This is a genomic window from Polyangiaceae bacterium (assembly GCA_015075635.1).
Taxonomy (GTDB): domain Bacteria; phylum Myxococcota_A; class Polyangia; order Polyangiales; family Polyangiaceae; genus JADJKB01.
This window is the reverse complement of record JABTUA010000002.1, coordinates 2273722-2298226: the sequence shown is the minus strand read 5'-3', so window position 1 is coordinate 2298226 and position 24505 is coordinate 2273722. Positions and strand designations below refer to the sequence as shown.

Below are 24505 nucleotides of genomic sequence, written 5' to 3'. Positions count from 1 at the left end.
GCGTGTACCAAATCGTTCGCCACGAGGCCTTCTCCGACACGACCTTCCTCTGGGAGGTGTTCGCCCCCGATGTCGCCAAAGCAGCCCAGCCGGGCCAGTTCGTCATGCTTCGCCTCCACGAGCACGGCGAGCGCATCCCGCTGACCATCGCCGACTTCGACCGGAGTCGCGGCACTGTGACCCTGGTGATCCAGGCGCTCGGTCGCTCCACGCGCGAGATGCTGACGAAGTACCGGCAGGGCGACTGGTTCTTGGACTTCGTGGGCCCGCTCGGCATCCCGAGCCACCTGGACGAGCCGGGGCACGTGATCCTGGTGGGCGGCGGGCTCGGCGTCGCGCCCATCTTCCCGCAAGCTCGCGCCTTCAAGCAGGCCGGCCACCGCGTCACCAGCGTGATCGGCTTCCGCTCGAAGAGCCTGGTGTTCTGGGAGGAGCGCTTCCGCGAGATCAGCGATCAGGTCGTGGTCTGCACCGACGACGGCAGCTACGGGCGCGCGGGTCTGGTCACGGCAGCGCTCGCCGACCTGATCGCCGGGGAGCCGAGGCCGGCCCGGGTGATCGCCATCGGGCCGCTGCCGATGATGCGCGCGGTGGCGGAGGTGACGCGCCCGAGCGCCATCCCCACCGTGGTCAGCCTGAACGCCATCATGGTGGACGGCACCGGCATGTGCGGCTCGTGCCGGGTCAGCATCGGCGGCGAGGTGCGCTTTGCCTGCGTGGACGGTCCGGACTTCGACGCGCACGCGGTGGATTTCGCCGAGCTCTCGGTGCGCCAGCGTCGCTTCAAAGGCCTGGAGCAGCGCGCCGAGGAGGACTTCGGTCACGTCTGCAACCTCGATCTTCAGCTCTTCGAGCAGGGCAAGCGCAACTACAAGAAGCTGAAGGAGGTGCCCGTCGCCGCCACGCCGATGCCGGAGCGGCCTGCCCTCGAGCGCTCGCAGAGCTTCGACGAGGTGAACCTGGGCTACACCGAAGCGCACGCGCTGCTCGAGGCCGAGCGTTGCATCCAGTGCGTGCGGCCGACCTGCGTCGAGGGCTGTCCGGTGAACATCGACATCCCGCGCTTCATCCGCCACGTCCTGGTGCGCGATCTGCCCGGCGCGCTCTCGGTGATCCACGAGAGCAACCTGTTCCCGTCCATCTGCGGGCGAGTCTGCCCGCAGGAGAGCCAGTGCGAAGCGCAGTGCATCTTGCACAAGAAGATGGAGCCGGTGGCCATCGGCCGGCTCGAGCGCTTCGTCGGCGACCAGGCCCCGGCGCCCATCACCGAGCCGGTGGCGAAGGATCCGCAGAAGGGCAAGGTCGCCATCGTGGGCTCGGGGCCCGGCGGACTGGCCTGCGCCGGCGATCTCGCCCGCGAGGGCGTGGAGGTCGTGGTCTACGAAGCGCTGCACGTCGTGGGCGGCGTGCTGCGCTACGGCATCCCGAGCTTCCGCCTGCCGCGCGAGGCCATCGAGAAGGAGATCCGCGCGCTCGAGGCGCTGGGCGTGCGCTTCGAGGTGAACAAGGTCGTGGGCAAGACCTTCACCATCGAGCAGCTCCTGGGCGAGATGGGATACACGGCGGTGTTCGTCGCGACCGGCGCGGGCTACCCGGTGTTCCTCGGGCTACCCGGCGAAGGGGCGGGGCAGGTGCTCAGCGCGAACGAGTTCTTGACGCGGGTCAATCTGATGGGCGGCGACCGCTTCCCCTATCAGGACACGCCCATCGATCTGGGCGACGCGGTGGTGGTGATCGGCGCGGGCAACACCGCGATGGACTGCCTGCGCGTCTCCAAGCGCCTCGGGGTGAAGCAGGTGCACTGCGTCTACCGGCGCACCGAGGCCGAAGCGCCGGCGCGCGCCGAGGAGCTGCGTCATGCCCGCGAGGAGGGCATCGAGTTCCACTTCCTGCGCGCGCCGACGGAGATCCTGCTGGACGCCGAGCAGAACGTGCGCGGCGTGCGCTGCCAGCACATGGAGCTCGGTGAGCCGGACGCCTCCGGACGCCGGAAGCCGGTGCCGGTGGAGGGACAGTTCACGGATTTTCCGGCGAGCACCGTGATCTACGCGCTGGGGACGCGGGCGAACCCCATCGTGCCGCGCTCGACCGAGAAGCTGAAGCTGACCAAGTGGGGCTACATCGAGGCCGACCCCGTCACGCAGGCCACGAGCATCCCCGGGGTGTTTGCCGGCGGTGACATCGTGACCGGGGGCGCGACGGTGATCCTGGCCCTGGGCGCCGGTCGCCGCGCGGCCCGCCACATCAGCGCGTACCTGGCCGGGCGAGCCTGGCCGCCCGTCGCCATCGAGGCCGGCGAGGAGGAGTTCCCGGCGGGCGAGGGCAAGTGCCCGCGCTGCCACGGGCGCATCGAGGCGGGCGAGCCCTACGTGTGCTGCGCCGGCGCCACCATCCGCTGGCAGTGCCTCGCCTGCCACAAGCTGCACGAGGGCTTCGCCTACCCGTTCGGGCGCTGCTCCGCCTGCGGCGGCAAGCTGACGCGCGAGCAAGCCGGGCCCCCTGTGGACGACGCCGCGCGCGACGCCGTGCAGCAGGCGATGGAGGTCGAGCTGGGCGGCTTCGCCTTCTACTCGCGCGGCGCGAAGACCACGAGCGATCCCGAGCTGGCCGACATGTTCGGGCGCCTGGCGGCGATGGAGCGCGAGCACTTGGAGCTCTTGCAGGCGCGCTACCACATCGCCGCGCCGGAGCTCGGGGCGATGTCGCTCGGCGCCGGCGTGAGCGCGCTCTACGACGGCGCGGGCTCGGAGCCGAAGAGCGCGCTCGAGCTGCTCGAGGTGGCGCTCGGGTTGGAGGAGCGCGCCAAGACTTTCTTCGCCGAGCGCTCGGCGGCGCTCACCCGCGGCAGCGCCGTGTGGCGCATGTACCGCGAGCTCGAGGCGGAAGAGCACGAGCACGTCGCCTTGATCGAGACCGAGATCCAGCGGAGGAAGAGCGGCAAGGCGGGGATGCTCTGAGTCGACCGGGCAACGGCCCCGACCGGAAGGTGGGGCCTCAAGGCTCGAACCGATACTCTCCCACCACGGGGAAGCGCGCCTTCAGGTCCCCGAATGGATCCCCAGGAACGCAGTGCAGCGTCTCCTCGAGCGCTGCGGCGGTCGAGAAGTTCACGATGGCTCGGGTCTCGGCCTCACCGGGCTGTCCCGCCGGGCAGTCGAACAGGAGACCGGCCAGGTTCGCGTTCTGGACCTGATACTTCTGCGCCACCTCGAAGATGTTCTCGCCGGCCGTGTTCTCGAGCCAGCACAGCGTCGACGGGAACAGGTGTCCGGCGCCCGACAGTCCGACCAGGCGCTTCTTCGCGGGCGAGGCCTCGTAGCCCTTCACGGTCTGGGAGTAGGCCACCACTTTGTCGGCTTGTCCGCCCATGACCAAGGTCGAGACCAGCGCGGCGCCCGGGTCGGTGCCGCCGGCGGCCAGCGGCATCAGCACCTGCGCATCGGCGCCTCGGGATTTCACGGCGCCCCCGCCGGCGCTGTGGCCCGCCATGCCGATGCGAGTGGCGTCGAGCCGGCCCGCCAGGAACGCGAGCTCGCCGGAGGTCGAGCCGAGCGCGGCGACGACCGCGTTCAAGTCGCCGTCCAGATCGCGCTGGGTCTGGAAGACGAGCATGTCCTTCAGGTAGAGCCCCGGGTGATCGGCGGCGAGCACGACGAAGCCGCGGCTCGCCCAGTGCTCCATCTGCTCGAGGGACTGCGTGCGAAAGCCCGCCGTTCCGTGCACGAAGATCACGGCGGGGTACGGCCCGCGCTCGGCGTCGAGGGGCAGGTCGGCGAAGCTTGCCGACTTCTGCCAGGGGTTGTCCGCGTCGGGGATCTTCCCTTGCTCGGAGTCGGGCAGCCACTTCCGGAGGTCGTAGACCTTGCCGTCTTTCCCCACCTCGCTCCCCGGAGTCGCCGGATACCAGACTTCCACCGTCAGCTCGCCGATCTGGAGCGTGCGCGCTCCCACCGGCCAGGGCCCGGCGTTGGAGAAGTCCGCGTCCTTGGGCAGGAGCTGCACCTCGGCGCTGCATCCCTGCACGGTGCTCGGGGCGCCGCCGCTGCCAGCGCTGCCACCGCTCCCCCCGCTGCCGGCCGCCGGCTCGTCGGAGCCGCCGCCGCAGCTCGAGGTGAGGGCCACGAGCACGAGGAGCGAGAGGTGTCGCGTCACGCGCGGAGCGTGGCACGAAGCTCCGGCGGGAGCCAACTGGGTCAGCGCCCGAGGAGCGCCCGGATCCGCTCGTGCAGCGCCTCGGATGTCCAGGACGGCAAGTCCTCGCGCGCGAAGGTCGCCTCTTCTTCCGGCGTCACGGCGAGCAAGCCGCCCCGCAACAGGTGCTTGGCGCGGGCGTAGGCGTTAGGGGGATGAGCCGACAGCGCCGCCAGGCGCTCGCCGGCGCGCGCGCTCGCGTCGTCCGAAAGCTCGTCGAGCAGCCCGACCTCCAGGGCCGTCCTCGCGTCGAACAGCTCGGCGCCCAGGACGACGCGTCCCAAGTGGCGCTCGGGCACGCGCGCCTTGGCGAGCTTCAGAATGCGCGGCGGAAAGCGCAGGCCCAGCGCCACCTCGTTCAAGCCGATGCGTCCCTTCATGTCGCTCGGCGCAATGCGGTGGTCGCAGCACATCGCCAGCACCGTGCCGCCCGCGATGGCGTGGCCGTTGACCAGCGCCACCGTGGGGCCGGGGTACTCGTAGAGCGCCCGGGTCAGATCCTCGAGCAGGCCCAGGAACACGGCCATCCCGGGCTCGTCCAGGGAGAGCACCTCCTTCAGATCGAGTCCGGCGCTGAACGCGTCGCCGGCGCCGGTCAAGAGGAGCGGCTCGCCGCCCGCACGCTCGAGCTCGGAGAGCAGCTGGCGCATCACCTGGCTGCCGATGGCGTTCTTGCCGGGTGCGGAGAGGATGACTTCCTTCATGGCGCGGGCTCCGTGACGAGCTCGAAGGCGAGCTCGGCTTCGGTCTTGGGATCGATGCTCAACGTGACGGTCTTGGCGCCGCTCGGTACTTCGACTTGCTTCCCGTTGGCGCGAGCGCTCTCGACCCGCTCGCCGGCGGGCGCCTCGAGCGAGAGCGTCCGCGCGGTCTTGCCGCTCGGCCGGTAGCGACCGCTCAGGGTCGCGCCGCGCTGGGAAAGCTCGATCAGCGCCGTCCTGAGCGAGAATTTCCGGCTGGGGATGCGCGGCGACAGCGTGAGCCCCTCCGCGGTCGCCTCGACGCCCGCGAGCTTGAGCGCGGCCAGCAGCGGCAGCGCGTGGGTGTTGTTGTTCTGCACGGGGAAGTCGGTCATCGGCGTGACCTGGCTCTTCCAGGTCCAGCCGCTCGTGCTGCTCACGCCATCGGGTCCGCTCCAGATGCCGTACCAGCTCTCCGGGAAGGCCTGGGCGTGGGCCGCCATGGTGTTGCGCGTGAAGTGTTTCCAGGCGCGGGCGGGGTCGGAGCGCGCGTAACCCCAGCTGAGCGGCGCGCTGATGGCCGGCCAGACCTGCGCGCCCGGCGTCAGCGTGGCGCCGATGGGCGAGGGGTCGTCGAGCCTTGCGGCGACGTTCTGGAGCAGCGTCTCCCGCGCGAGACCCGGATCGAAGGTGTCGGCGATGAGCGCCCAGATCTGCGCCTCCAGGTTGATGGTGTCGGCGTAGCGCGGCTTGCCGTCACCGAAGTAGCAGCGATAGAAGTGCGCGTCGTTGTGGGCGGAGGTCAACGCCTGGCGGTAGTCCTTCACGCGGGCGCGGACTTCGCCGGCCAGCTCCGGCGCCCTCGATTCGACCAGGTCGGCGATGCGCGGCAGAACTGCCACGGCCATCTGCGTGTTCGGGACGCTCTCGCCCTTGGCGACGGCCAGCTCGCGGTTCGGGGCCTCCAGCACGATGCCGTCGCTCCAATCGCCGGTGCCGATGCGGATCAGCCCGTGCTCGCCGGTGCCGACCACGTCGAACAGGTGCCGGAGCGCGCCCACGGTGTGGTTCCAGACCGTCGCGTCGGGTCGCGCCTCGCGGGGCCAGTACGGCGCGTTCTCGTCCAGGAAGCCGAGGTCGCCGGTGGCGCCCAGGTACTCGCCGAGGGCCCACAGGAAGAACAGCGGCAGATCGCTCGGCGCCGAGTGGATGCTGGCGTCGTCCAGCATGCCGTGGCCTTGGAAGGCGTACGAGAATCGCTCGTCGGCGAACTGGATCCCCATGTAGAGGCGCAGCTCTGCGCGAGCCAACGCGGGGTTCGTGTACACGAGCGGCAGCGCGAACAGCCCGAGATCCCGCGCCGCGCCGTCGGCGCCGTGGAGATACAGGTAGGTCGAGCCTTGTGGGACCACCGGCCCTTGCCAGTAGTCGCGGTACCCGACGGAGGCCTCGACCTGGTAGGCGTGCCAGGCGAGCTCGCGGCCGAGCTCCGGTGCGCTCGCTTCGCCGAAGTAGAAGAGCTTGTCGGCGAGAGCTTCGGCCTGGGCGTCCCGTGCGCTGAAGCTCGGGTCGTGCCAGTTCGGGTCGTCGGGGAAAGCTTCGCCCTCGCGAGCGTAGCCGTAGACGAAGCGCAAGGTCTTCTGCTCGCCGGGCGCGAGCGTCACCACGCTCTTCATCACGAAGGCGTGGGGCTGTCCCAGCGCGCTCCTCGGCTGCAGGGCGAAGCTCTCGGCGCCGAGGCCCGCGACGTCGAAGAGCACCGCGTCGGGCTGAGCCACCGATCCCAGACCGAAGAAGCCGGCCTGATGCAAGAACACGTCGCTCACACCACCGAGCGGAGCGGTCAGGAACGGGCTGTTCGCGTAGTAGTCGGCCGCGCTCGGCGCGTTCGCCGCCGGGCGTGGCTCCGCGCCCACGTAGCTGCGGACGAGGCCCAATCGGCTCGCGTCCGCGTCGAAGCTCGCTGCCTCGGCGAACCAGCCGTTGCGCGCGTCGCGGCTCTGGCGGGCCGTCGCCGGGGCGAGCGCGAACGGATCTCCGGACACCACCCAGTTGATCTCGATGGGCCGCCGGAACACGTCCCAGTACTCCCAGTGGGTCAGCGTCCTGGGCTCGCCGCCGAGGTTCTCGAGCGTCACGTCGCTGATGATGGCCGCGACGTTGCCGGGGGGCGCGGCGGTCACGCGGGTCGCCCGGACGCCGCGGTGCTCCAGGCTGGTCTCGGCGTAGCCCATGCCGAAGCGGCGCGAGGTGCGCGCGGCCTTCGGCCGCCATTTGTAGGCGGTGCACCAGGTCTCGTCCCCGTCCGAGAGCCAGCCGAACCCGCCGGCGTACGCTTGCCTCTCCTCGTCGAGCTTGTTCAGGTACTCGACCCCGCGATCTTGGGTGACGAGCTCGATCACGCCGTCGTTGAAGATGTGCGCGTTGACGCGGTGGTTGCCGAACGCCGCCCAGTGATCGCGACGATCGAGCGGCTCGCCGTCGGCGTTCTGCTCGCTGACCGGGTAGGTCGCGCGGGCGTCGGCGTGCTGATCGAGGCGGTAGTCGTAGGCGGGCCAGCCCCGCTCGTCCACGACCCAACGGCCGAAGATGCCGCTGCCGAGCGAGCAGTCGCGGAACGCGGCCAGGTCGTCGAGATCCGGGGCCTCGCAGCTCTCGGGACCGGCGACCCAGGGCGGGTCACCCGTGCCCGGCGCGGGTGCGCGTTCGTCGTCGCCGCAGCCGGTCAGGGCCAGGGGCAGCAGGAGACAAGAGGCCCGCGCTCGCATCGGGGCCGATGCTAGCGGAGCGAAGCGCTTGCGTCGCGCTCTCGGGAGGCGCTAGCTCGGACCCGCGTGGAACAGGTCATTCCGGCTCCGGGCATGGTGCTCGCTCAGCGCTACCGTCTCGACGCGGAGATCGGTCACGGCGGCTTCAGCCAGGTCTTCCGCGCCACGGAGCTGCGCATCGGGCGCGAGGTGGCGGTCAAGATCATGAGCCAGGACAGCGTGGACGCGGCCGGCGAGCAGCGCTTCGCGCGTGAGGCCGAGCTGGCGCGCCAGCTCCGCCATCCGAACACGGTGCACTTGCTCGACTTCGATCTCGGGCACCGGCCGAGCCCTTTCATCGTCTACGAGCTCCTGTCCGGGGAGACGCTCGAGGCCGTGCTGAAGCGCGAAGGGCCCGTCGCCGAGCAGCGGGCGGCGCGGATCGCGGCGCAGATCCTGAAGAGCTTGATGGAGGCCCACGCCATGGGCGTGGTGCACCGGGACATGAAGCCCGGCAACGTGTTCCTGTGCACGTACGCCGGCGAGACGGACTTCGTGAAGGTGCTCGATTTCGGCATCGCCAAGGGCGCCGAGAGCACACCGCTCACCGCCGCGGGCATGGTCATCGGCACTCCGCGCTACATGCCGCCCGACCAGATCCTGGGCAAGCCGCCGCACCCGAGCATGGATCTGTACGCGGTGGGCATGATGCTGGCCGAGATGCTGTGCGGACACCCGATCGTGCGCGGCACGCCGATGGAGGCCGCGCAGGCTCAGCTCGCGAAGGAGCTGGTGCCGCTGCCGGAGGTGGTCGAGCGCTCGGTGCTCGGCCGGCTCATCCGCCGCGCCACCGAGAAGAGCCCGGAGGCGCGCTTCGCGAATGGCCAAGAGATGCTGGCGGAGCTCGAGCGGCTCTCGCCGCGGCTCGCCTCGGAGCCGCTCGCGCCGCGTGGGTTCGGGACACCGGAGTCCGCGCTGCCGTCCGGACAAGTGCCGACCCAGCTCTTGGGTCCGCCCTCCGGCGCCGAGCCGACGCGCGTGCAGCCCATCGAGCTCCTGGCCGCCGCGCGGCGCGCGCCCGCACCCGCGAAGAACCCGCTGCTCTTCGTCGCCGTCGGGGTGAGCGTGCTAGCGCTCCTGGTGCTGATCGTCGCCGTCGTCTTGGTCTGGCGCTGGCGCTCGGCGGAGCGCGCGCTCCCCGAACCGGTCGTCGAGCCGGTGCCCGCCGGCTCGTGACGGCCAGCCTTCAATCGCGCGCGTGGGGGTACTACCCTCGGTGCATGCGCAGCGTATTCGTATGGGGAGTCCTCCTGGTTGGATGCGGTGGCTCGAGCTCGGCGCCTCCGGCTCACGCCGAGGCCACGGAGGCGCCCGCCCGAGCGGCGAGCGCGACCGCGCCGGCCGCCGACGTTCCTTGGTGGAAGCAGGCCAAGCCGTGTCCCGAGGGGACCGCGCTCAAGGGTGCGGAGCCGCCCGCGGACAAGGCGCTCTGGTGCGAGCGCCCGGACGGCAAGAAGCACGGGCCGTTCGTCGAGTTTCATCCGGACGGAAAGAAGGCCAGGGGCTTCTCCTTCGTGGGCGGCGTCGAGCAAGGCCGCTACGTGGTCTTCTTCCCGAGCGGACAGCAGATGGAGGAGGGGACTTACAAGAACGGTAAGCTCGACGGGCGTCGCGTCACCTGGCACCCGAACGGTCAGAAGGCCAGCGAGGGAGAGCTTCGGGGCGGAAAGGAGTCGGGCAAGCAGATCCGCTTCAACGACGCCGGACAGAAGGTCGAGGAGGCCGAGTACCGGGAGGGCGGGATCCACGGGGTGGCTCGCAAGTGGCACCCGAGCGGCGAGCTGGCGGAGGAGACGGAGTACCGCGGTGGGGTGAAGCACGGGCAGTCCCGCGCCTTCCGCGAGAACGGCAAGCTGGAGCGCGAGGGCAAGTACGACCAGGACCAGCGTACGGGCGTGTGGACCTTCCATCGAGAGGACGGCACGAAGCTCGAAGAGAGCGAGCTCGTCGCGGGACAGCGCGAAGGAAAGGTGACCCGCTGGCACCCGAACGGCGTCAAGGAGCTCGAGGGCAGCTTCAAGGCCGGCAAGAAGGAAGGGACCTGGAGCTACTTCGAGGACGAGGAGGGCGAGCTCGTCCGGGTCGAGGAGTACAAGGCGGACCGCCTGATCAAGAAGACGATCAAGAAGGTCGTCGCGCCGAAGGGGAAGAAGCCGGCGCCGAAGCCCAAGTAGGTCAAGGTACGGTGAGACTCAGCTGGTAGATCAGCGTCGGATTCTGCTGCCCGGCGAGCCAGCTCAGCTCCTTGCCATCGAGCGGAGAGGTGTAGTTGTAGACCAGCAAGCTCTTGTCGCGGAGCAGCACTGCGCTGGCGAAGCAGGTGTCGCCATTGGACGGCAGATCGAGCACGAAGCCCACCGTCAAAGCCACGGGATCCACCTTCCAGAGCGAGCAGCGCTTCGGTGTCTTCCAGTACGCGGCCTCGTAGGCGCTGGTCTGCGCCTCGGCGGAGAGCTCGGTCTGGAACAGATCGTAGTTGCCGTCGTTGGCGAGCTGCCTGCGCCCGATCAGCCAGACGTCGGCGCCCTGCCGGAAGACCAGCGGCGAGTCGTACTTCTTGGGATCGGGCTTGCAAGTCCACGTCCCGAGATCTCCTGCCTCGGCCCGACAGATCTTCGAGCCCCAGCGGTCCTCGTCCCCGAGCTCGTTGCGGCTCACCGCGACCAGCGCGCCGTCGTCCAGGAACGCGAAGTCCGTCTCCGAGCCGCCGCCCTTCAGCACCACGGGTTGGTCCGCGACCACCGGCTCGAAGCTCCGCCCGTCGTGCGTCTTCAGGAAATGGACGTCCACGCTGGGCTCGGTGCCCTGGTAGATGTTCTCGCCGCCGGTGTAGCCGATCAGGTAGCCGACTTCGTCGATGTTGCGCGCTCGCCAGGGGATGAAGCCGGCGTCGAAGATGGCCTCGGGGGCGGTCCACTTCGCGTCACCGACCCGCTCGATGACGCGGGCGCCCTCGGGCTCGAAGGCCAGCGGGTTCGTGCCCAGCACCGCGAAGTAGAGGTAGAGCCGCCCGCTCACGTCCAGGAAGCGCGGCTCGCGCACGTCGCGGCCCAGCACGACCTTGGTCTCGAAGCGCCAGCTCCGTTGGTCTTCGGTGCTGACGACGTAGAGCACCGTGTCCGGGCCGGCGAAGTGATGCGGCGCGGTGCGGAAGGCGAAATAGAGCCGCCCGCCGAACCAGGCGATGTCCAGGTTGTTGTGCGAGCGCTGCGACTCGACCTCGGACGGCAGCGAGCCGGACGGCGCGACCTGGATCGGAGGGGAGAACGCGGGCCCCTGGGCGGGCGCCGCCGTGCAGGCTTCCGTCAGCTGGTCGCAGATTGGCACCAGCGGAACGGCGCGCTCGTCCTGCCCGCAGGCCGCCGCGAGCAGAGCCAGCGAGGCGGCCAGCCGGCGGCTCACTCGACCGGCCCCACCACGGCCAGCACTGCGTCGGCCTCGACCTGCTCGCCTTCGGAGACGAGGAGCTCCTTCACGATCCCTGCCTCGGGGGCCTTGACGGAGTGCTCCATCTTCATGGCCTCGAGCACCAGCAGCACGTCGCCCGCGTTCACGGCGGTGCCTTCGAGCGCCACCACCTTGACGACCTTCCCCGGCATCGGCGCCACGCACGCGCCGGGCGCGGCCGAGAGCTGCTTCTCCGGGAAGCGTGGCAGCTCGACCAGCGTGAACGAGCCCGAGCGCGCGTGGACGAACCAATGATCCCCGCGCGCGCTCACGCGGAAGACGTGGCGCAGGCCCGTCTCGTCCTCGAAGGAGACGTGCCGTCCCGCGCAGGCGATCTCCCTCACCACGTGCTCGCTGCCGTCGAAGCAGATGGCCAGCTTGCCGCCTGAGAGCCCCGCGTATTCGACCTTGACGTGCCGATCCGCCAGTCGATACTCGACCCACTCGCGGCTCGAGCGGTTGTTGCGGAAGCCGGGCTCGACGCCCGGCAGAGTGCGCTCGCGGGTGCGCTCCGCGCGGCCCGCCAGTGTCGCGGCGACGGCCGCCCAGCGCTCGCGCTCGGCGCGGGTCGGGTCCGACGGACGCTCGGACAGGTGCTGCTCGATGAAGTGCGTGTGCGTGGCGCCCGCGCGGAACTCCGGGTGGGCGAGCACGCGCATCAGGAACTCCCGGTTGGTGACCAGGCCCTCGGCGGCCAGCCCCGCGAGCGCGCCGAGCATCTTCTGCGTTGCCTCCGCGCGGCTGGGAGCGTGAACGATCACCTTGGCCAGCATCGGGTCGTAGTGGATGCCGACCTCGGAGCCCTGCTCGACGCCGGAGTCCACGCGCAGGCCCGGCATCTCGGGCACGTGCCAGTCCACCAGCGTGCCGGTGGTCGGCAGGAAGTGGTTGTCGGCGTCCTCGGCGTAGAGGCGGCACTCGATGGCGTGCCCCTGCTGCGTCAGCTCTTCTTGGCGGAACGAGAGCGGCTCGCCCTGCGCGATCAGCAGCTGCTCGCGCACGATGTCGATGCCCGTCACGCACTCGGTCACCGGATGCTCGACCTGGAGCCGCGTGTTGACCTCCAGGAAGTAGAACGCGCCGTCTTGGCCCAGGATGAGCTCGACGGTGCCGGCGTTCTCGTAGCCGACAGCCTTGCCCACGGCCACGGCAGCAGCGCCCATCCGGGCGCGGAGCTCGGCGTTCAGCGCAGGCGACGGAGACTCTTCGACGATCTTCTGGTGCCGGCGCTGGATGGAGCACTCGCGCTCGAACAGGTGAACCAGGTTGCCGTGCCGGTCGCCGAGGATCTGGATCTCCACGTGGCGCGGCCGTTCGATGTACTTCTCGATCAAGAGCGTGTCGTCGCCGAACGCGCTCTTGGCCTCGCGTTTGGCGCCCTCGATGGCGTCGATCAGTGCGTCGGCGCGGCCGACGACCCGCATGCCCTTGCCACCGCCGCCCGCGCTGGCCTTGAGCAAGAGCGGGAACCCCACGCGGGTCGCGTGCTCGGCGATGGACTCGACGGACTGGTCGTCGGGCTCCGCGCCCGGCACCACGGGCACGCCCGCCGCGGCGACCAGGCGCTTGGCGGCCTTCTTGGAGCCCATGTCTGCGATGGCCCTCTCGCCGGGCCCGACGAAGATCAGGCCGGCGCCGGCACAAGCTCGGGCGAAGGCGGCGTTCTCCGCCAAAAAGCCGAAGCCCGGGTGGACGGCGTCGGCGCCGCTCCTCCGGGCGGCCTCCACGATGCGATCGATGCGGAGATAGCTGTCCGCGCTCGGCGCGGGCCCGAGGCGCACGGCCTGATCGGAGGCGCGCACGAAGGGGGCAGCCGCGTCGGCGTCCGAGAAGACCGCGACGGTACCAATACCCATTTGCCTCGCCGTGCGCTGGATGCGCAGCGCGATCTCGCCGCGATTCGCGATCAGGAGCTTGGAAATCGGTCGCATGACGCGGCGGAGGCTACCACGGAGAGCGACGTTGCAGGGCAGGAGCGCCTTGGACTATTAGGGCGCCTCATGAGCTTGTCGGAGCCACGTCCGTTCAGGGCAGAGGTCGTGGCGCAGTCGATGCTGTCGCCGCGTGTGCGAGGCCTCTCGCTGGCCACGCGCGGCCCCGACCCCATCGATTGGGTGCCGGGGCAATACGTCGAAGTGGGCCTGCCGGGCGAAGCGAAGCGCATGCCCTACTCGATCGCCAGCGCGCCCGACCCCGAGCGTCCGGGCCTGTTCGAGCTGGCGGTCTTGCGTGGCTCGGGCGGCGGCGTGCTCGACGACTTGGTGGTCGGCGGCAGCGTCGAGGTCTTCGGACCAAAGGGCACGTTCGTACGCCAGGAGCCGGCGGGGCCGCCCGAGATCTACGTCGGGACCGGCACCGGGCTGGCGCCGCTCCGGGCGATGCTCCAGTCGGCGCTGGCCGGCGGGGACTTTCCTCTGGTCGTGCTGTTCGGGGCGCGGACGGAGACGGAGATCCTATGGCGCGCAGAGCTCGAAGCGCTGTCCGAGAGCCAGCCACGCTTCCGCTACATGGCTACGCTCAGCCAACCCCAGAACGGTTGGACGGGCGCGCGCGGCCGCGTGCAGGATCACCTGGCCGATGTCGTCGTTCCGCACCCAGACGCTCGGATCTACGTGTGTGGCGTCAGCGAGATGGTGGCGGAGTGCGTCGCGAAGCTGACGGCGGAGCTCTCGATCCCGCGCGAGCGGGTGGTCACCGAAGGGCATTGAGCCGCCGCCGTGAAGCGCGCTTCGCCTGCGAAGCCCGCGACCGCGAACTGGTAGAGCCAGTTTGGCTCTCTGCCTGGTGGATCTCTCGGCGGTTTGGCCACAATTATTGCCAAAACTCCAGGGACTAGTGAGGCATCATTGTTGCAACTGGTTAATCCACTATGGCGGACGGGGCGCTGGAGGCCGGTGGACCGGGGCGGAGCGAGGAGCTGAGGGGGCGGCGCCTGAAGCTCGGGGAGGGCGAGCTCTTGGTGCTGATCTTCCCGCTTCCCCGGCCGCCGCCGCGGGGGGAGCTCACGGAGGCGGAGCGGGAGGTCGTGGCGTGCGTGCTCGAGGGGGCGACGACCGCCGCCATCGCGGCCAGGCGCCGGACGTCACCGCGCACGGTGGCCAACCAGCTGCAGTCGATCTTTCGCAAGCTCGGCATCGCCTCGCGGGCCGAGCTTGCGCGTTGCTTTGCGGGCATGCCCGCAGGACGGCGGTGACTCGAGGGAGGTGACAATGGTGGACGAAGCGAACGAAGTAGAGACTTGGGACGAGCTCATGAGCGGGCGCTGGCGGATCGTGGAGCTCTTCGACGTGGACGGGCGGCGACACGTGGTGGCAGAGCGGCAGAACGGGGAGCCGATGTCGCCGCTCGAGCGCGTGGTCTTGGAGCGGCGGGCTCGAGGCGAGGCGCTCAAGGTGATCGCGATGGACATGGAAGTGAGCGTGGCGACAATCTCGCGGCGCCTGCACGCGGGGATGCAGAAGCTCGGGATCCGTTCGCTCGCGGAGCTGGCGCGGCTGCTGGTGCGATAGGCCGCCCGCCGGGCGAAACGGGCTGCGGATGCGAGCGCCGTGGTCAGGCGTGACATCGCGCCCGGATCGGCGCATCATGCGGAGTCATGACCGACGGGGACAACAAGCGGCTCATCTTGGCGCGGCGCGCGCGCTTCGTCGCCATGGCGCTCGCGAGCGCGGGCGTCGCCAGCGTGACGACCTCGGCGTGCGGCGGCGATTCGGACGGCGGCGGCAGCGGTGGCGGCGCGGCGGTGTCCGGAGCCGGCGGCAGCAGCGGTGGCGCCGGCGGCGCGAGCGGCGGCGGTGGTGCGAGCGGCGGTGGTGCGAGCGGTGGCGGCGGCGCCAGCGGCGGTGGCAGCGGCAGCGGTGGCGCGAGCGGTGCAGCCGGCGGGGACGCGGGGCCACAGCCCTGTCTCGCGCCTCCTCCCGACGACGCTTCGGACGGTCCTCAGGTCTGTCTGTCGCAGCCCCCGCCGGACAGCGGCTTCGGCTGAGCTACGGCCCCTTCAGCATGCCGAAGCCCATCACCCCGAACACGAACAGGATGAGCACGAGGTTCAGCAGCAACAGCACCCCGTTGACCACCACCGCGGCGATGGCCACGGCGCGGCTGCCGTAGCGATCCGGCGCAGCGCGCACCCGGGTCAGCGAGGCGACACCGAGGCCGAGCCCGACAATGTTCAAGACCAGCGAGAGGCCGCCGCAGCACAGGTAGAGCGGCAAGCTGAGCACGCCCAGGATCAGGCCCACCAGCCCGCTCGGCTCGACGCCGCTGCCACCTTGCTTCTGGTACGCGCTCTCGGCGCTCACGCCGGGCGGCAGCGCGAGGCCGTAGCCACCCACGGGGCCTTCGGGCGGGGGCGGGCGCGGCGGCGGGGTCGGTTCCATCTCAGAGGTTCTCCTGCATGACGGCGAGCAAGAGATCGGGGCGGTCGCTCTTCAGGCCGTCCACGCCGAGGGCGAGCAGCCGGCGCATCTCGAGCGGATCGTCGATGGTCCAGACGTGGATCTGGAGCCCGCGGGCGTGGGCCGCGCGCACGAAGCGCGGGGTCACCACCGGGAGCGAGTAGTAGAACGGCGGGACTTGCAGCGCGTCGTAGGCGATGGGCACCACTCGGTCGAGGCCGACGCGCGTCGCTGCCCAGAGCTCGAGGACCTCCCGCGCCGAGGCGCTGGTGGCGACCGTGCCCCGGGCGAGCGCGCGAAACTCGCGCCCCAGGGCCGCTTCGGCCGAGGCGACCAGGATGCGATCGTGGATGCCGTGCGCTTCGATGAAGTCCCAGAGCGCGCGCGGCAGGCCGACGCCGGCCTGCTTCAGCTCGACGTTCACCCGGAGCGTGGGGCTCAGCTCGAACACCTCGCGGAGGAGCGGAATTCGGACGCCCTTGCCGCGCCAGGGTCGGCTCTTGCCGTCCGGCGAGTACCAGTAGCCCGCGTCCAGCCGCTCGAGCTCGCTCAGGGTGAAGTCGCGGAGGAGGCCGTAGCCGTCGGTGGTGCGCTCGAGCCGCTCGTCGTGGAACACGACCAGGTGCCCGTCACGCGTCAAATGGACGTCGGTCTCCAGGTAGCGAAAGCCGAGCCCGACGGCGCCGCCGAGCGCCGGCAGGGTGTTCTCCGGCCAGAGCTTCGCCCCGCCCCGGTGCGCGAAGCAGAGCGGGCGCGGTCCGTCGAGGAACGGTTTCGGGCGCGGCATTCGGGCGACGGCCAGCCTAGCGCAAGCGGTGCGGGCTCGGGGGCTTGCGGCGGCTCGGCCGAGCGGCAAGGCTCCGGTCGTCCGTCGGAGGTCGTCATGCGCTTCATTCGCTTCGTGTTCTTCCTGGTCATGGTGTTCGTGTCGGCGAGCTGCATGGACGGAAAGTTCGGCGCGCTGGGCGGCGCGGCCTGTCCCGCGCTCGGCTCCGGCGATCCGATGCAGATGAGCTTCTCGGCGAACGCCAAGGCCAACGCCGAGGTGCGCGCGTTCGTCGCCGCCACCAAGGATCTGATGCAGGCCTCGATCCAGATGGAGGGCTTGGCCACCACCGCCTGCAAGAACATGGGTCGCGACCTCGGCATCCCGGACGCGGCCATGGCGCCGAAGAACGACGAGCCCGGCGCCGCTGCCAAGGCGGCCTGTGGGGCCCTCTCCGCCCAGGTGGACTGGATCTTGAAGCAGGGCATCCAGATCCAGGTGCAGGCGCAGCCGCCGATGTGCCAGGCCGACTTCCAGGCCAAGGCGAGCTGCGAGGGTCAGTGCAACGTGCAGGTGGATCCGGGGCAGATCGTGGCGCAGTGCGAGCCCGCGCGGCTCTCGGGCTACTGCCAGGGGACCTGCGAGGGCCGCTGCGAAGGTCGCTGCAACGGCACGTGCAACGGCCAGTGCAGCGCGGTGGACGCGCAGGGTCGTTGTGCCGGCGCCTGCAACGGCACCTGCACCGGCAGCTGCGACGCCACTTGCCACGCCAAGTGCCAGGGGCAATGGCAGGCGCCGAAGTGCGAAGGCTCCGTGCAGGGCCCGAGCGCGTCGGGCGAGTGTCAGGCGAGCTGCAACGCGCGCGCCAGCCTGCGCGCCCAGTGCACGCCGGGGCAGGTGAACGTGAACGTGAGCCAGAACGCCGAGATGGCCATGCGGCTCGCCGCCACGCTGCGCGCGAACCTGCCCTACTTGATCCAGGCCGAGGTGGGTCTCGGCAAGCGGGTGCTCGGTGACGTGAAGGTCGTCGTGGACGTGGGCGGACGGCTGCCCAAGATCATCGGCAACGCTGGCGCACAGGCCGTGGCCTGCGTGGCGGCGGCGGCGCACGCCTCCGTTCAGGCCTCGGTGCGCATCAACGTCAGTGTGCAGGCCAGCGCCAGCGTGAGCGGTCGCGTCGGCGCAGGGACCTGACTCAGCGCAGCGCGCCGAGGACCACCAGCAGCGCTCCGGCGAGCCCCGCCGTCCAGAGGACGGCGACGCGGGTTCGCCCGCGGTCGAGCCAGCGCGCGGCGTGCCTCGAGGCGAAGAACCCGATCAGCACTCCCGGCGTGAGCCAGGCTGCGGCCTCGACCTCCCAGCGACCGAAGCGTCCGCTCAGCACGAGCGCCACCAGCGACAGGAGCGCGCCGAGCGTGAAGTAGCCCGACAGCGTTCCGCGCATGCGAGCGCCGGGCTCGTGCTGGTAGATCAGCGCCATCGGCGGGCCACCGATGCTGGAGCTCGTGCCCATGATGCCGCTCACGAAGCCAGCGCCCAGGAGCGCGGGCCGACTCGGCTGAATCGCCGGGCCGAAGGCCATGATCAGCGTCGCGAGCACGATCAGCGCGCCGAAGAACGGCCCCAGGGCGTGCGCCGGCACGCGGGTCAGGAGCCACGCGCCGACCGCCACTCCGGGCAGGCGTCCCAAGATGGCGACACCGACGCCGCGGAGGTCCATGCCCTCGCGCTCTCGCACGCTGAGCAGGACGGTCAGCACAGTCGTCGCGACGAGCAGAGGCCCGGGCACCAGCCGCGGGTCGATGAGCACGAGGAACGGCGCCGCCAGGAGCGCCGAACCGAAGCCCACCGAGCCCTGCACCGCCGAGGCGATGGCCAGGACGAAGCCTGCGAGAGCGAGCGCGGCGAAGGACACTCAGCGCCCGCTGGGCGCCGACGCGCTGCACGTAGCACCGGAGCAGGTGACGACGGAGGTGAGCTCCTGGTCCACCTTGCCGTCCCCGTCCAGGTCGGCACGCGCGATGGCTTTGCCGCTGCCGGGCCCCGTGAGCTGCCACTCGTACTGGAAGTACTGGGGCATGCTGATCTCGAAGCTCGCGCACTTGTAGGTCGGCTGGGACCAGTCCGTTGGGCTCGACATGTACTTGCGCCCCGAGACGTCGCCGAGGCTCGCCGGGACGGGCGGCGCGCTGGGCGGCAGGGTCGGATCGCTGGCTGCTGCGACGCCGCCACCCTCGGCGCAGCGGGCGATGCCACGGGCCAGCCGCTGCACCTCGGCCTGACCTTCCGCGGCCTTGGCTCGGCTCAAGTAGCTGCGGAAGCCCGAGATCCCGAGGGCCGCCAGGACGCCGACGATCACCACCACGAGGGCAAGGGCGCCGCCCACTACCATCAGGACGATCACGAGGGTGCTCTTGCCCTTGGTGCCTTCGGCCATGAGCCGCGTTTACCACGTCGGCCCCGTCGGGCTAAGAGTGCGGTCATGCGCGTCGGGATTCTGCTCGGGCTCTGCCTGACGCTGGGAGCCTGTGGCAAGCCGCGAGCCGAGAGCGGCCCGCCGACTCGCGGGCTCGAGGTGAGCTACGGCGTCGAAGCCATGCGCCCCCGAGAGGGCTTCGAGCTCACGCTGAAGGCCGAGGGGCTGACGCGGCTCACGCTCCGCCGCCCGTGGCGTGGCGAGCAAGGCGGGGCCGTCGGCTTCTTCGCCGTGCGGCCCAAGCCCGAGGAGCGGAGCGCCATCGAGCGGGTGGTGCGCGACCACTCGCTGCTCGACCGCGACGACGAGCCGGGGTTCACGGCGGAGGGGTCGGGTCACTTGCGTCTCGCCCACGGCGCTCGGCGCGCGGAGGTGTCGCTCTTGGGGAGCGACGAGGGGATGAAGTCCTTGCGCCTGCTCCTGGACGGTCTGATCGAGTCGGCCCGACAGCGACCGCTGGCAGCGCTGAAGCTCGCCGCCCGCGCCCGCGTCGACGGCCCGAACGCGGTGGTGGACGCCGCGCTGGTCCACCAAGGCGTCAGGCCCCTCGAGCTGGCCGTGTACGAGCCGAAGCTCCCCGACGGTACGCTGACCTTGCGGGTCGTGTTCGAGCGTGCCGGCCGCCTCAGCGACGAGCGCTTCGTGTCCCGAGAGGATCTGGCGAAGCTGGTGGGCCGGAAGAAGCTGCCCGCGGGCTGGCACGCGCTCCCGCCGGGCGAAAGGCTCGTGATCGAGCTGCCGCTGGTGCGCTTGCCGGCCGCGCCGGAGGAGCTCACGGTGCGCGTGGAGGCCACCGTGCTCGCCCGGCTCGGCGCCGAGAAGGCCGAGCTCTCGCTCTCGTCCGCGGCGGCGCCACTCGAGCCGGAGGCGCCCGCCGAAGAGTGATTTTGTCGCGCAACTCGCGCTGCGCCGGGGCCGAAGTCGGGCCATGATGGCGAGCATGCGGCGCTGGGTGGTGTTCCCGCTCGCGGCGGCTCTCGGGCTCGGGGCCTGCAGCGACGACGACGACGACGCGGCTTCGTCGGGCGGCGGTGGCGCGGCCGGCGCCGACGCCTCGGCGAGCGACGCCAGCGATGCTCCGAGCGAGGCCGACGCGTCCGAGGAAGCCGCCGACGCGACGCCCGAAGCAGAGGCCGCGGCGCCCTGCCCGGCCGACATGCTGCTGGTCGAGGCGGCCTGCGTCGATCGCTACGAGGCACCGAACCAGCCGGGAGCGCTCCCTCTGGTCATGTTCACGTTCGACGAGAGCGAGGCCTGGTGCCAGGCGCGCGGCAAGCGCCTGTGCTTCGACGACGAGTGGACGCGAAGCTGCGAGGGGCCGACCGGGACCAGCTACCCGTACGGCGACGCCCACGTCTCCGGTACCTGCAACGACGACGAGACCTGGAAGCTCTACGACCAGAGCAAGCTGAACGGCTGGCCGTGGACCGTGTCCAAACCGAACGTCGAGTCGCTCGGTCAGCTCCTCGACGCGGCGCGCGTGACCTCGGCCTCGGGGAAGGTCGCCGCCGATCACGTGGAGGCGCTGTACCAGGCCGAGCCGAGCGGCTCGAACCCCGGCTGCGCAGGTCCGGCGCAGGTCTTCGATCTGTGCGGCAACGTCGAGGAGTGGACCCGGCGGCGCGATGGCGGCTCCGGCAAGGACTTCTCCGGGTCGTTGAAAGGACGCTACTGGGCCGAGCCGCGCACCTGCCAGAACGCGGTCACGAACCACGGCAACGCCTTCCGCTTCTACGAGATCGGCTTCCGCTGCTGCAAAGACGCAGTCCCGGCGGAAAAGTCCGGGTAGATCGAGGGTGCGGCGGAGTATCGGCCCCGCTACCATCAGCGAAGGAGGTCCCGATGACACGCTGGCTCGGCGCGGTGTTCCTGGTGAGTGGGCTGGCCTCGTTGGCCTTCGGCTGCGGCGGCGAGGACGGCGGCGAGACGGCCGGTGGCGGCGCGTTGCCGGGCACCGGTGCCAAGGGTGGCAGCGGCGGCAGCGGTGGCATCGGCGTCGGCGGCGGCAGCGGGGGCATCAGCAGCGGCTGCGCCGCCGGCTGCGACAGCGCCAGCTTCTGCAGCACCACCGGCAAGTGTATCCCCACCGGGAGCTGCGAGGCGGACGGCGACTGCGATGCCGGGCTAATGTGCGACACGACGAGCAAGACCTGCGTGCCCGGCGGCGGCTGCGGCGCCGAGGAGTTCACCATCGAGGCAGTGGCGCCGAACCTCTACATCTCGCTCGACCGCAGCTGCTCCATGACGGGCGGCGGCGGAGGAGGGCAGACCAAGTGGGTGATCGCCGTGAACGCCCTGAACCAGATGCTCACCAACTTCAACGGCAAAGTGCGCTGGGGGCTCGGCCTGTTCCCGGACATCACTGGCGCGAACTGCACCCAGGACGCCTCGCAGTTCGCCATCGCCGACGCCAACGAGGCTGGCATCCAGGCGCTCCTGACCGCGGCGCTCAAGGCGGCGGACAAGTTCTTTCCGGACGGGCCCTGCGTGACCAACATCGACACCGCGATGCAGCAGGCGAGCCAGGACCCCGCGCTCAAGGACACGACCCGCAAGAGCTACGTGCTCCTCATCACCGACGGCGCGCAGGCGGGCTGCAACGCCGCGGGCGGCGACGTGGGCACCGAAGGGATCATCACGGCGCTGAACACGTCCGGGGTCTCCACCTTCGTGCTCGGTTTCGGCAACAACATCGACGCCGCCCAGATGAACAAGTTCGCGGTGGCCGGCGGCGTCCCGAACAACGACCCCACGGACCCGACGGCGAAGTTCTACAAGGCCAACGATCCGACGAGCCTCTCGGCGGCCCTGAGCAAGATCGCGGGTAGCATCGCCAGCTGCTCGTTCACCCTGAACACCACGCCCAAGGACCCCAGCAAGGTCTTCGTGTTCTTCGACAACGTGAAGCTGCCCCAGGACAAGACGCACCAGAGCGGGTGGGACTACGATGCTCAGACCAATCAGATTACCTTCTACGGGGCTGATTGCGACAAGCTGAAGGCTCAACAGGTGCAGGACGTGGACGTGGTGTTCGGCTGCGATCAGCCGACGCCCGGCTGACCCCGCTTCTGCTCGCGCTCGCGCTCTGCCTGCTCTCGGCCGCCGCGCGCGCGCAGGGGCCGGACGTCGAGCGCCCCCGCGTGGTCGGCGACACGAGCGTGGCTTACCCCGAGGGGGGAGAGGGCGACGCCAGCGTGGTGCTCGAGCTGGTCATCGGCGTCGAGGGCGACGTCCGGGACGTGACCGTGGTCAGCGGCGAGCCGCCCTTCTCGGAGGTCGCGCTGCGGAGCGCCTGGCGCTGGCAGTTCGATCCCGCCAAGCGCGGGGGCCGGGCGGTGGCGTCGCGCATTCGCTTCGAGGTCCGCTTCACCGAGCCGCCGCCCGCGCCGCCCGGCAGTGAGGCACCTGCGCCGGAAGCCGGGCCGCCGGCGCCCGGCCCGCGCGCCCGCGAACAGCTCGAGGTCACCGTCTACGGCGACAAGCGCGCGCCCACGGTGCGGAGCTTCACCCGCGCCGAGGTGCGAGAGCTCCCGGGCGCCTTCGGCGATCCGTTCCGCGCCGTCGAAGCTTTACCGGGCGTCACGCCGATCATCAGCGGCGTGCCCTTCTTCTTCGTGCGCGGCGCGCCGCCGGGCAACGTCGGCTACTTCCTGGATGGCATCCGGGTGCCGCTCCTCTATCACGTGGGGCTCGGGCCCTCGGTGATCCACCCGGGCATCGTCGAGCGCGTGGACCTCTACCCCGGCGGCTATCCGGCGCGCTTCGGGCGCTTCGCGGGAGGCATCGTGGCCGGCGAGACCACGCCGCCTCGGCCGGAGCTCCACGGTGAGGCGAGCGTTCGGCTGATCGACGCCGGCGCGCTGGTCGAGGCGCCCTTCGACGGCGGCCGTGGCACGGCGCTGGTCGCCGGCCGCTACTCCTACACCGGCCTGCTCTTCTCGCTCCTCTCTCCGGAGGCGGTGCTCGAGTACTGGGACTACCAGCTGCGCGCCAGCCACGACGTCACGGCCCGGGACACGCTGACCGTGTTCTCGTTCGGCGCCTACGACTTCATCGGCGAGAAGGACGAGCAGGAGGTGAAGACGGTGCTCGGGACCGAGTTCCACCGCGTGGACCTGCGCTGGGACCACCGCGCCTCCCAGCGCACCGAGACGCGCCTCGCCCTCACTGCGGGCTTCGATCGGACGCGGGGCGGAGAGCGAGACTTTTTCGTTCGGGACCGCATGCTCTCGGCGCGCAGCGAGGTCAGGCACCGGCCGAGCCGCCGGGTCGCCATCCGCGCGGGCACCGACGTCGCGGTGGACAGCTACGACGTCCAGGCGCCGAGCTTCGACATCGACGAGCCGGAGGAGCAGGAGATATTCGATCGCTTGTTCCCGACTCGCACCGATCTGGCGATCGGAGCGTACAGCGACGTCAGCATCGAAGCGGCGCGCGGCGTGAGCGTGACCCCGGGCCTACGCCTGGACCTCTACGCGTCGAACGGCGCGGCGCTGATCGGCATCGACCCGCGCATCTCCGCGCGCTTCGAGATCACGCCGAAGCTGCGCCTGATCCACGCATTCGGCATCGTGCACCAGCCGCCGAGCTTCGTGGTCCCGGTGCCCGGCTTCCAGCTCGCCGGTCTGCAAGGCGGGCTCCAGGAGAGCTTGCAGTCCAGCGCGGGCGTGGAGCAGGACTTGCCCGAGGGCTTCACCGGGTCGCTGACGCTGTTCCAGAACGTGTTCCTCGACATGACCGACGGCATCGGCGCCAATCAGGGCGGTGGCGGCAGCGGAGATCGCGCCGATCGCATCGATCGCCGCAGCCTGGGCTCCGCCGTCGGGGCCGAGCTGATGCTGCGCCGGCCGCTCACCCAGAAGCTCGGCGGCTATCTCTCCTACACGCTCAGCCGCTCCACGCGCAGCTACGGACGCGAGCACTTCCCGTCGTCGTTCGACCGCACACACGTCCTGAACCTCGCGCTGGCCTACGACCTCGGGCGGCGCTGGCGGGCCGGGACGCGGCTGGTCTACTACTCCGGGTTCCCGTCGGAGCAGGCCGATGACGACCAGCTACGCTCCGAGAGCCCGCCGCGCGTGCCGGACTTCTACCGGGTGGACGTGCGCCTGGAGAAGCGCTGGCGCTTGGGGCAGCGCGGCTATTGGGCGTTCGTGCTCGAGGTCCTGAACGCCACGCTCAGCAAGGAGACGGTGGATCTCGAGTGTGACGCCGACGGCGAGTGCCGGGCGCAGGAGATCGGCCCAGTGACGATCCCGAGCATCGGCGTCGAGGCGGTATTCTGAGGCGACTTCAGTCCGAGCTGCTGGCATCCGCCGAAGCGTCGCTGCCGCTGTCGTTGGCAGCGTCGCCGCCGGCATCGCCGCCGGCGCTGCCGCCCAGGCCCGAGTCGCTCCCCGCGACGCCGCCCCCGCCCGGAGCGCCGCCGAAGCCCTGCGTCCCACCGCCGCTCACCACCGCGCCGCCGGTCCCGGAGCCACCCGAGCCGGCGGCCCCGCCGCTGCCGCCGGCCGCGCTGCTTCCCCCGGCATCGCCAGCAACGCCGCCGGCCTTGCCGCCGCTGCCTCCTCCGACGGTTGGCGCGAGCTCGCCGGTGTTGTCGGAGCAGGCCACCGCGAGGCAGAGCGTCGTGAACGCGAGGAAGAGGACGCGCGTCGAAGACATGGCGAGAAAGGTAGCACGCGGAGCCACCCCGATCTGACGCAGGGCGGCGCGCGTGCGACGCCCTGGGCAGCTGTGCT

Annotated in this window: 22 protein-coding genes; 12 read left to right on the top strand and 10 right to left on the bottom strand. The window is 70.9% G+C overall.

Annotated features, from left to right (window positions below; all coding sequences use genetic code 11):
* Nucleotides 1-2 precede the first annotated feature (2 nt).
* Nucleotides 3-2957: an NADPH-dependent glutamate synthase gene (gltA, locus tag HS104_26455; GenBank protein ID MBE7483508.1), complete on the top strand. Its 2955-nt coding sequence runs from the start codon at nt 3-5 to the stop codon at nt 2955-2957.
* Between the two features lie 37 nt (nt 2958-2994).
* Here gltA and HS104_26450 read toward each other — a convergent pair whose 3' ends face one another.
* Genes HS104_26450 through HS104_26440 form a run of 3 tightly spaced genes read right to left on the bottom strand, consistent with a single transcriptional unit; the run spans nt 2995 to nt 7639 of the window.
* The gene (locus tag HS104_26450) at nt 2995-4152 is read right to left on the bottom strand and encodes a hypothetical protein (GenBank protein ID MBE7483507.1); all 1158 of its coding nucleotides are present in this window, start codon (nt 4150-4152) and stop codon (nt 2995-2997) included.
* A gap of 41 nt (nt 4153-4193) precedes the next feature.
* Nucleotides 4194-4895, bottom strand: coding sequence for an enoyl-CoA hydratase/isomerase family protein (locus tag HS104_26445; GenBank protein MBE7483506.1), 702 nt, complete (start codon nt 4893-4895; stop codon nt 4194-4196).
* Entirely contained in the window at nt 4892-7639 is a 2748-nt protein-coding gene (locus HS104_26440; GenBank protein ID MBE7483505.1) for a hypothetical protein, read from the bottom strand. Before HS104_26440 ends, HS104_26445 begins: the two co-directional genes overlap by 4 nt.
* A gap of 66 nt (nt 7640-7705) precedes the next feature.
* On the opposite strand from HS104_26440, the gene HS104_26435 reads away from it, so the two are divergent.
* Entirely contained in the window at nt 7706-8854 is a 1149-nt protein-coding gene (locus HS104_26435; protein ID MBE7483504.1) for a serine/threonine protein kinase, read from the top strand.
* A 44-nt stretch (nt 8855-8898) separates the two neighbouring features.
* Nucleotides 8899-9852, top strand: coding sequence for a toxin-antitoxin system YwqK family antitoxin (locus tag HS104_26430; GenBank protein ID MBE7483503.1), 954 nt, complete (start codon nt 8899-8901; stop codon nt 9850-9852).
* Nucleotide 9853: 1 nt separating this feature from the next.
* Here the strand turns inward: HS104_26430 and HS104_26425 are convergent, their stop codons facing one another.
* Entirely contained in the window at nt 9854-11080 is a 1227-nt protein-coding gene (locus HS104_26425) for a hypothetical protein (GenBank protein MBE7483502.1), read from the bottom strand.
* Nucleotides 11077-13056, bottom strand: coding sequence for an ATP-grasp domain-containing protein (locus tag HS104_26420; GenBank protein MBE7483501.1), 1980 nt, complete (start codon nt 13054-13056; stop codon nt 11077-11079). Before HS104_26420 ends, HS104_26425 begins: the two co-directional genes overlap by 4 nt.
* 69 nt (nt 13057-13125) lie before the next feature.
* On the opposite strand from HS104_26420, the gene HS104_26415 reads away from it, so the two are divergent.
* The 4 genes from HS104_26415 to HS104_26400 all read left to right on the top strand — a co-directional run bounded on the left by HS104_26415 (nt 13126) and on the right by HS104_26400 (nt 15110).
* A complete protein-coding gene (locus HS104_26415) occupies nt 13126-13833 on the top strand; it encodes a hypothetical protein (protein ID MBE7483500.1) in 708 nt (235 codons plus the stop codon).
* Between the two features lie 161 nt (nt 13834-13994).
* Complete coding sequence (locus HS104_26410; protein MBE7483499.1) at nt 13995-14318, top strand: hypothetical protein; 324 nt, start codon at nt 13995-13997, stop codon at nt 14316-14318.
* A gap of 16 nt (nt 14319-14334) precedes the next feature.
* A complete protein-coding gene (locus HS104_26405) occupies nt 14335-14634 on the top strand; it encodes a hypothetical protein (protein MBE7483498.1) in 300 nt (99 codons plus the stop codon).
* Between the two features lie 86 nt (nt 14635-14720).
* Nucleotides 14721-15110, top strand: coding sequence for a hypothetical protein (locus HS104_26400; GenBank protein ID MBE7483497.1), 390 nt, complete (start codon nt 14721-14723; stop codon nt 15108-15110).
* Nucleotide 15111: 1 nt separating this feature from the next.
* Here the strand turns inward: HS104_26400 and HS104_26395 are convergent, their stop codons facing one another.
* Entirely contained in the window at nt 15112-15504 is a 393-nt protein-coding gene (locus HS104_26395; GenBank protein MBE7483496.1) for a hypothetical protein, read from the bottom strand.
* 1 nt (nt 15505) lies between these two features.
* Nucleotides 15506-16309 (bottom strand): glycerophosphodiester phosphodiesterase, encoded by an 804-nt coding sequence (locus HS104_26390; GenBank protein MBE7483495.1) that lies wholly within the window; start codon nt 16307-16309, stop codon nt 15506-15508.
* Between the two features lie 96 nt (nt 16310-16405).
* Between HS104_26390 and HS104_26385 the strand changes: the two genes are divergently transcribed.
* A complete protein-coding gene (locus tag HS104_26385; GenBank protein MBE7483494.1) occupies nt 16406-17482 on the top strand; it encodes a hypothetical protein in 1077 nt (358 codons plus the stop codon).
* A gap of 1 nt (nt 17483) precedes the next feature.
* On the opposite strand, the gene HS104_26380 is transcribed toward HS104_26385, so the two are convergent.
* Nucleotides 17484-18203, bottom strand: coding sequence for a sulfite exporter TauE/SafE family protein (locus HS104_26380; GenBank protein ID MBE7483493.1), 720 nt, complete (start codon nt 18201-18203; stop codon nt 17484-17486).
* Complete coding sequence (locus tag HS104_26375; protein ID MBE7483492.1) at nt 18204-18725, bottom strand: hypothetical protein; 522 nt, start codon at nt 18723-18725, stop codon at nt 18204-18206.
* A gap of 45 nt (nt 18726-18770) precedes the next feature.
* Here HS104_26375 and HS104_26370 point away from each other — a divergent pair, with 45 nt between their 5' ends.
* The 4 genes from HS104_26370 to HS104_26355 all read left to right on the top strand — a co-directional run bounded on the left by HS104_26370 (nt 18771) and on the right by HS104_26355 (nt 24049).
* The gene (locus tag HS104_26370) at nt 18771-19649 is read left to right on the top strand and encodes a hypothetical protein (GenBank protein MBE7483491.1); all 879 of its coding nucleotides are present in this window, start codon (nt 18771-18773) and stop codon (nt 19647-19649) included.
* Nucleotides 19650-19920: 271 nt separating this feature from the next.
* Nucleotides 19921-20553 carry an SUMF1/EgtB/PvdO family nonheme iron enzyme gene (locus HS104_26365; GenBank protein MBE7483490.1) on the top strand — a complete coding sequence of 211 codons (633 nt, stop codon included), beginning with the start codon at nt 19921-19923 and terminating at the stop codon, nt 20551-20553.
* Between the two features lie 53 nt (nt 20554-20606).
* On the top strand, nt 20607-21824 hold the full coding sequence (locus HS104_26360; GenBank protein ID MBE7483489.1) for a VWA domain-containing protein: 1218 nt from the start codon (nt 20607-20609) through the stop codon (nt 21822-21824).
* Nucleotides 21825-21922: 98 nt separating this feature from the next.
* Nucleotides 21923-24049, top strand: a complete 2127-nt coding sequence (locus HS104_26355; protein ID MBE7483488.1) for a TonB-dependent receptor — start codon at nt 21923-21925, stop codon at nt 24047-24049.
* Nucleotides 24050-24056: 7 nt separating this feature from the next.
* Here HS104_26355 and HS104_26350 read toward each other — a convergent pair whose 3' ends face one another.
* Nucleotides 24057-24428, bottom strand: a complete 372-nt coding sequence (locus tag HS104_26350) for a hypothetical protein (GenBank protein ID MBE7483487.1) — start codon at nt 24426-24428, stop codon at nt 24057-24059.
* Between the last annotated feature and the right edge of the window lie 77 nt (nt 24429-24505).

Bases quoted from the DNA above. Each gene is read 5' to 3' on its own strand.
- HS104_26420 (MBE7483501.1), bottom strand. From the start codon at position 13,056: ATGCGACCGATTTCCAAGCTCCTGATCGCGAATCGCGGCGAGATCGCG.
- HS104_26395 (MBE7483496.1), bottom strand. From the start codon at position 15,504: ATGGAACCGACCCCGCCGCCGCGCCCGCCCCCGCCCGAAGGCCCCGTG.
- HS104_26385 (MBE7483494.1), top strand. From the start codon at position 16,406: ATGCGCTTCATTCGCTTCGTGTTCTTCCTGGTCATGGTGTTCGTGTCG.
- HS104_26430 (MBE7483503.1), top strand. From the start codon at position 8,899: ATGCGCAGCGTATTCGTATGGGGAGTCCTCCTGGTTGGATGCGGTGGC.
- HS104_26440 (MBE7483505.1), bottom strand. From the start codon at position 7,639: ATGCGAGCGCGGGCCTCTTGTCTCCTGCTGCCCCTGGCCCTGACCGGC.
- HS104_26375 (MBE7483492.1), bottom strand. From the start codon at position 18,725: ATGGCCGAAGGCACCAAGGGCAAGAGCACCCTCGTGATCGTCCTGATG.
- HS104_26350 (MBE7483487.1), bottom strand. From the start codon at position 24,428: ATGTCTTCGACGCGCGTCCTCTTCCTCGCGTTCACGACGCTCTGCCTC.
- HS104_26370 (MBE7483491.1), top strand. From the start codon at position 18,771: ATGCGCGTCGGGATTCTGCTCGGGCTCTGCCTGACGCTGGGAGCCTGT.
- HS104_26405 (MBE7483498.1), top strand. From the start codon at position 14,335: ATGGTGGACGAAGCGAACGAAGTAGAGACTTGGGACGAGCTCATGAGC.
- HS104_26390 (MBE7483495.1), bottom strand. From the start codon at position 16,309: ATGCCGCGCCCGAAACCGTTCCTCGACGGACCGCGCCCGCTCTGCTTC.
- HS104_26415 (MBE7483500.1), top strand. From the start codon at position 13,126: ATGAGCTTGTCGGAGCCACGTCCGTTCAGGGCAGAGGTCGTGGCGCAG.
- HS104_26400 (MBE7483497.1), top strand. From the start codon at position 14,721: ATGACCGACGGGGACAACAAGCGGCTCATCTTGGCGCGGCGCGCGCGC.
- HS104_26410 (MBE7483499.1), top strand. From the start codon at position 13,995: ATGGCGGACGGGGCGCTGGAGGCCGGTGGACCGGGGCGGAGCGAGGAG.
- HS104_26360 (MBE7483489.1), top strand. From the start codon at position 20,607: ATGACACGCTGGCTCGGCGCGGTGTTCCTGGTGAGTGGGCTGGCCTCG.
- HS104_26365 (MBE7483490.1), top strand. From the start codon at position 19,921: ATGCTGCTGGTCGAGGCGGCCTGCGTCGATCGCTACGAGGCACCGAAC.
- HS104_26445 (MBE7483506.1), bottom strand. From the start codon at position 4,895: ATGAAGGAAGTCATCCTCTCCGCACCCGGCAAGAACGCCATCGGCAGC.